Source organism: Archangium sp. (assembly GCF_057119385.1).
Genome location: NZ_DBNGVP010000049.1, coordinates 1 through 6091, shown reverse-complemented (window position 1 = coordinate 6091; position 6091 = coordinate 1). Strand labels below are relative to the sequence as shown.

The following is a 6091-nucleotide window of genomic DNA, read 5'->3' as shown; positions in this document are numbered from 1 at the left end:
AGAGCACCCGCACCTCGTCCAGGCTGCGGCCGGTGAGCAGCGCCAGTTGCTCGGCGCCCTCGCTGCCGCCGCGCATCAGCACGGCACCGGCCACGAAGGGCACCAGCACCCCCAGCGCGCACACCAGACGCTCGGGGTGGGTGAAGAAGAATCGAGGGCGTCTTCATGGGCGCGGCATGGGGCGGCGCAGTCTACCCGTTGCTCGGAACACGGGCGTGGCGCTGAAGAAGACCTCCTGGGTCTCCAGTCCCGTTCCATTTCCGGGCAGAATCAGGGGGTGACCACGCCAGAAGCCCTCGCCAGGGAAGCCATCGACGAAGCGCTCCGACTCGCCGGCTGGATCATCCAGGACGCGAAGGACGCCAACGTAGACGCCGGTACGGGCGTCGCCGTGCGCGAGTTCCCGCTCGGCAAACATGGCTTCGCGGACTACCTCCTGTACATCAACGGCAAGGCCGCCGGCGTCATCGAGGCCAAGAAGGCCGGGACCCCACTCACCGGCGTGGAGCTCCAGACCGAGCACTACAGCCAGGGCCTTCCCCGCACCCTTCCGGCCTGGCTCCGCCCCCTTCCGTTCCTCTACGAGAGCACCGGTGTGGAGACGCGCTTCACCAACCGGTTGGATCCGGAGGCGCGCAGCCGCCCCGTCTTCCACTTCCACCGTCCGCACACGCTCGTGGAGTGGCTCGAGGCCGAGCCCCTTCTGCTGCCGTACAAGGACGGAAAACCCGATCCGCGCAGCCAGCTTCCGGCCACCCTCCGCGGCCGTCTCCAGCAACTGCCCGCCCTGGAGACGCACGACCTGTGGCCCGCCCAGGTGAAGGCCATTCGCAACCTGGAGACCTCGCTGGCCGAGGGCCGCCCCCGGGCCCTCATCCAGATGGCCACGGGCAGCGGGAAGACCTTCACCGCCGTCAACGCCATCTACCGCCTCATCAAACACGGCGGGGCCCGCCGCGTCCTCTTCCTCGTGGACCGCGCCAACCTCGGCGAGCAGGCGCTCAAGGAGTTCCAACAGTTCGACGTCCCCGACGGCAACTACAAGTTCACCCAGGAGTACAACGTCCAGCTGCTCGCCTCGAACAAGGTGGACGGGGTCGCCCGCGTCTGCATCACCACCATCCAGCGCCTCTACTCCATGCTCCAGGGCGAGCCGGAGCTGGACCCCGCGGCCGAGGAGCCCTCGCTCTTCGACTCCGCCGCGCCCTCCGCCCGTGAGCCGCTCCCCGTCCGCTACAGCCCCTCGCTGCCCATCGAGACCTTCGACGTCATCTTCACCGACGAGTGCCACCGCTCCATCTACAACCTGTGGCGCCAGGTGCTCGAGTACTTCGACGCGTTCCTCGTGGGCCTCACCGCCACGCCCTCCAAGCAGACGCTCGGGTTCTTCCACCAGAACCTGGTGATGGAGTACGGGCACGCGCAGGCCGTGGCCGACGGCGTGAACGTGGACTTCGACGTGTACCGGATCCGCACCGAGATCACCGACAAGGGCTCGCACGTGGAGGCGGGGCTGTACGTGGACAAGCGCGACCGCCTCACCCGGACCCGCCGCTGGCAGCAGCTCGACGATGAGCTCGTCTACGCCGCTTCGACGCTCGACCGGGACGTGGTGGCCGAGGATCAGATCCGCACCGTGCTGCGCACCTTCCGGGATCGGCTCTTCACGGAGATCTTCCCCGGCCGCACCGAGGTGCCCAAGACGATCATCTTCGCCAAGGACGACAGCCACGCGGACGACATCGTCCGCATCGCCCGCGAGGAGTTCGCCCGGGGCAACGAGTTCATCCAGAAGATCACCTACCGCACGACGGTGAAGAAACCGAAGGAGCTCATCTCCGAGTTCCGCACCGGCTACCATCCGCGCATCGCCGTCACCGTGGACATGATCGCCACCGGCACGGACATCAAGCCGGTGGAGATCGTGATGTTCATGCGCTCGGTGCGCAGCCGGCTGCTCTTCGAGCAGATGAAGGGCCGGGGCGTCCGGGTGATCAGCAAGGACGACCTGCGGACGGTGACGGGCGACGCGAAGGGGAAGACGCGCTTCGTCATCGTGGACTGCGTGCGGGTGTGCGAGAGCGACCTGGTGGAGACGCACTCGCTGGAGCAGAAGCCCACGGTGCCGCTGAAGGGCCTGCTGGACGCGGTGGGCTTCGGGAGCACGGATCCGGAGATCGTCTCGACGCTGGCGGGACGGCTGGCGCGGCTGACGCGGGCGCTGGACGCGCCCCAGGTGAAGCGCCTCGAGGAGGTGGCCGGGGTGACACTGCCGGAACTGGTGGCCGGGATGGTGGAAGCGCTGGAGCCGGATCGGCAGCTCGAGGCGGCGCGGAACGCCGCGGGCCTGCCGGAGGGGGCCGAGCCGTCCCTGGCGCAGGTGAGGAAGGCGGCGGAGGGGTTGCTGAAGGCGGCCGTGGCCCCGCTGGCGAAGAATCCAGCGCTGCGACAGGAGATCCTCACGCTCAAGCAGCGCTCGGATCAGACCATCGACATGGTCAGCAAGGACCGGGTGCTGGAGGCGGGCTTCTCCGAGGATTCGAAGGAGAAGGCGAAGACGGTGGTGGAGTCCTTCGAGCGGTTCCTGAAGGAGCACCAGGATGAGATCACCGCGCTCCAGGTGCTGTACGCGAAGCCGTGGGCGAAGCGGCTGAAGTTCAAGGACATCAAGGCGCTGGCGAGCGCCATCGAGGCCTCGCCCCGGGCGTGGACGCCGGAGCGGCTGTGGCAGGCGTACGAGACGCTGGACGGGAGCCGGGTGAGGGGAGCGTCGGCGCCGAAGATGTTGACGGACATCGTGTCGCTGGTGCGCTATGCGCTCCACCAGGAGGAGGAGCTGGTGCCCTTCCAGGAGCGGGTGGAGGCACGGTTCTCAAATTGGATGGCGCAGCAGGAGAACCGGGGTCGGAGGTTCACGGACGAGCAGCGCGAGTGGCTGCGGCTCATCAAGGACCAGGTGGTCACGAGCTTCAAATTCGAGCGGGACGACTTCGACGACGTGCCGTTCAACCAGCGGGGCGGGTTGGGAAAGGCGGCCAGGTTGTTCGGGACGGAGCTGGACGGGTTGCTGGAAGAGCTGAATGAGGTGTTGGTGGCATGAGTGATGGCGGGTTGAACGAGCTTCCCGGTGGCTGGTCCTGGATCGCGCTCGGACAGGTTCTCGAAGGCATTGAAGCCGGAAAGAGCTTCAAGTGCGATGAGCGTCCCCCTCAGGACGGGGAGGTGGGGGTCGTCAAGGTCAGCGCGGTGACCTGGGGAGAGTTCGATGAGTCGGAGGCCAAGACCTGCACGGATCCAGACCGCATCGAACCGCGGTTCTTCATCCAACCCGGAGACTTTCTCTTCAGCCGAGCAAACACCATCAATCTGGTGGGTACCTGCGTCATCGTTCGTTCCGTTTCCGGCCGACTGATGCTCAGCGACAAGATTCTCAGGCTTCGTTTCTCTGGAATCGAGCCGAAGTGGATTCTCTACGCGTTGCGGACGGAGCAGGGCCGTCGGGAAATAGAACGGCTGGCCACTGGGAATCAGGAGTCGATGAGGAACATCGGTCAGGACAGGATCAGGCAGATCCGGGTTCCTCTTGCTCCCCTTGAAGAACAGAAGCGAATTGTTTCAGAAATTGAAAAGCAACTGACTGATCTGGAGGCCGGTGTTGCCGCGCTCAAGCGGGTGCAGGCCAACCTGAAGCGCTATCGCGCGTCCGTGCTCAAGGCGGCCTGCGAAGGGCGTCTCGTCCCGACCGAAGCCGAGTTGGCGCGGGCCGAGGGGCGCGACTACGAGCCCGCCGACAAGCTGCTGGAGCGTATTTGCAAGGAGCGGCGGGCGAAGTGGGAGGCAGGCCAACTCGCGAAGATGAAGGCGGTTGGAAAGACGCCAAAGGACGATAAGTGGAAGCTCAGTTATGAGGATCCCACCCAGGTTGACGCGTCTGTGTTGCCGTCGCTTCCCGTAGGATGGTCTTGGGCCACTGTTCATCAATTGGCGTCTGCCGAGCCCAATTCAGTAACAGATGGTCCGTTCGGCTCGAATCTAAAAACTGCGCATTACACCGAAGAAGGGCCACGGGTAGTGCGACTTCAGAACATCGGAGATGGCGCCTTTGTTGATGTGAAAGCGCATATCTCGTTGGAGCACTTCGAAACACTCGGCAAGCATCGTGTCCACTTAGGCGATGTGGTGATCGCTGCACTTGGAGAAGTGCTTCCACGCGCGTGCTTGGTGCCTGAATCACTTGGACCAGCCATTGTGAAAGCAGATTGCATACGAGTGAAGCCTGATGACGGGCTGTGTCTTTCGAAATATTTGGTGGTGGCCCTCAATGCTGAACCTACGAGGCGCCGGACAGCCAAGATCATCCACGGAGTTGGAAGACCCAGGATGAATCTTGGAGAGATCAAGGCCATTTCGGTGCCACTGCCGCCATTGTCTGAGCAGACTCGGATCTCCGCTGAAGTGGATCGTTGCTTTTCGTTGGCCGAAGAAGTCGAAAAGCTGGTTGATGCCGGACTTGCTCGGGCGGACCGTCTTCGTCAGTCCATCCTCAAGCACGCCTTTGAAGGCAAGCTTGTTCCCCAGGATCCGAACAACGAGCCCGCCAGCGTACTGCTCGATCGGATCTGCCAGGGGCGTGCTGTCCCTACCGGAAAGCCCACTCGGGGGCAGATGTCCCTGGATTTCGAGAAGCCGAAGAAGCCTCGTATCTCCCGCCGACGTTCCGCTTCTACATGAGCGGTTGGAGGGCCTCCCCTCCCTATGGCATGAATCCGTTCAGTGGAGAGGCCGGCCGAGGGAGTCGAGGACGGGGCGGCGGGTGGGCAGGGTGTGGTGCTCGTGGTCGTAGAAGCACTCGGGGCCGAGCAGGGAGATGAGCTCGCGCTCGCGCGTGATGCCGGACTCGGTGCCCGCCTCCGTGGGCAGCTCGTAGGGCTGGACGAGCACGAGGTCCTCACCGAGCGGCTGGCGGCATTCGGCGGGCAGGGAGTCGAGGCGCTCGCCGAACATGCGCAGGAAGGGCGGGCCGTAGAAGTTGCGCCAGAAGAGTCCCGCGAGTCCTTCGCTGTAGTCGCGCACGGTGACGACGCGCTTACGACCCACCTCCTGTGGCATCCATCGCCGTGTCTTGCCCTCGAAATCCGGCCCCATCCCGATTTGAGCCAGGGGAGATTGGACGAGGCGCATGAGCTCGGCGACCTGCGGCACGAGGGCGGTGCGCCAGGACGCTTTGGAAGCCGAGCGAACAGAGGTCGTCCAGGAGATGTCGCCCATATAGGGGAATTCGGCACTGCGGGAGGGCGAGAACCAGATGAAGTCTCGCTCCGTATTGACACCGACGCACAGCCAGTTGTGCTCCTCGAAATAGGCAATCAGGGGATCGAGATCCAGGCGCTCCGGATCAATCGCTTCGCTCATGGAGATATAGCCGTAGCGTTTGGCCGTGAACCACTGATACCTGCGAAGCACGAGTTCGAGGAACTCCCTCACGAGTCCACCCGAGAGACGGCCCGGAGGAAGTGCTATTTGAATATCAAGCGTTTTCGGCGAGCGCATCATGGATGGTCTCTCACGGCAGCTTTGCCATTTGCTTCCAGGCGGCTCAAACGGTTCTGGAGTGATTCGGAAAGTCGCGTTGCGCCATCGGGATGTTTGGCGGAACGGACCCACAGCTCGAGGTGGCCTCCGTACTTCTCCACATAATCGATCATGGCCTCGAGGTTGCCGGAGAGGGACAGCTCCTTACGAGCCTTGGCCTCGACGAAGGGGTAGGGCTGTCCCCATACCAGCTCCGCCGGGTTGCCCTTCACCGAGTCGGGGATGAAGCCCTGGGCGCGGCTGCCCGGCGGAGGCATCATCATCGCCGCGTTGCGCTCATATCTCCCGGCCTGGAGGATGGCGTCCTCGAAGACGTTGCCCGCCTGCCGGTTCTTGAGGATGGACTCGTACAGGCGCTCCCAGTCGGCGTCCGGCTGGAAGGAGAAGCGGGGGTACTTCTCCGGGTGGCGGAACTGATAGTCCACCCAGCGCTGGGCCTTGTGCAGGGGCGTGCCGGGCAGCAGCCGGCTGCCATCCGCCAGCGTGCGCGCGCCCAGCA

General features: G+C 64.4%; 4 protein-coding genes. 2 read left to right on the top strand and 2 right to left on the bottom strand.

Translation table 11 applies throughout. The annotated features are described in order from the left end of the window. The first annotated feature begins 277 nt into the window (after nucleotides 1-277). Both AC16DP_RS11075 and AC16DP_RS11070 read left to right on the top strand, forming a co-directional pair. Nucleotides 278-3100, top strand: a complete 2823-nt coding sequence (locus AC16DP_RS11075; protein WP_329726761.1) for a type I restriction endonuclease subunit R — start codon at nucleotides 278-280, stop codon at nucleotides 3098-3100. Continuing rightward, nucleotides 3097-4731 carry a restriction endonuclease subunit S gene (locus tag AC16DP_RS11070; RefSeq protein WP_329726760.1) on the top strand — a complete coding sequence of 545 codons (1635 nt, stop codon included), beginning with the start codon at nucleotides 3097-3099 and terminating at the stop codon, nucleotides 4729-4731. Before AC16DP_RS11075 ends, AC16DP_RS11070 begins: the two co-directional genes overlap by 4 nt. Before the next feature lie 39 nt (nucleotides 4732-4770). Here AC16DP_RS11070 and AC16DP_RS11065 read toward each other — a convergent pair whose 3' ends face one another. Continuing rightward, entirely contained in the window at nucleotides 4771-5463 is a 693-nt protein-coding gene (locus tag AC16DP_RS11065) for a hypothetical protein (protein WP_329726759.1), read from the bottom strand. Nucleotides 5464-5549: 86 nt separating this feature from the next. Continuing rightward, a partial coding sequence (locus AC16DP_RS11060; RefSeq protein ID WP_483956698.1) for a hypothetical protein occupies nucleotides 5550-6091 on the bottom strand: 542 nt, incomplete at its 5' end.

Excerpts from the sequence above, each read along its gene's own strand:
- AC16DP_RS11070 (WP_329726760.1), top strand. The coding sequence starts at position 3,097 with ATGAGTGATGGCGGGTTGAACGAGCTTCCCGGTGGCTGGTCCTGGATC.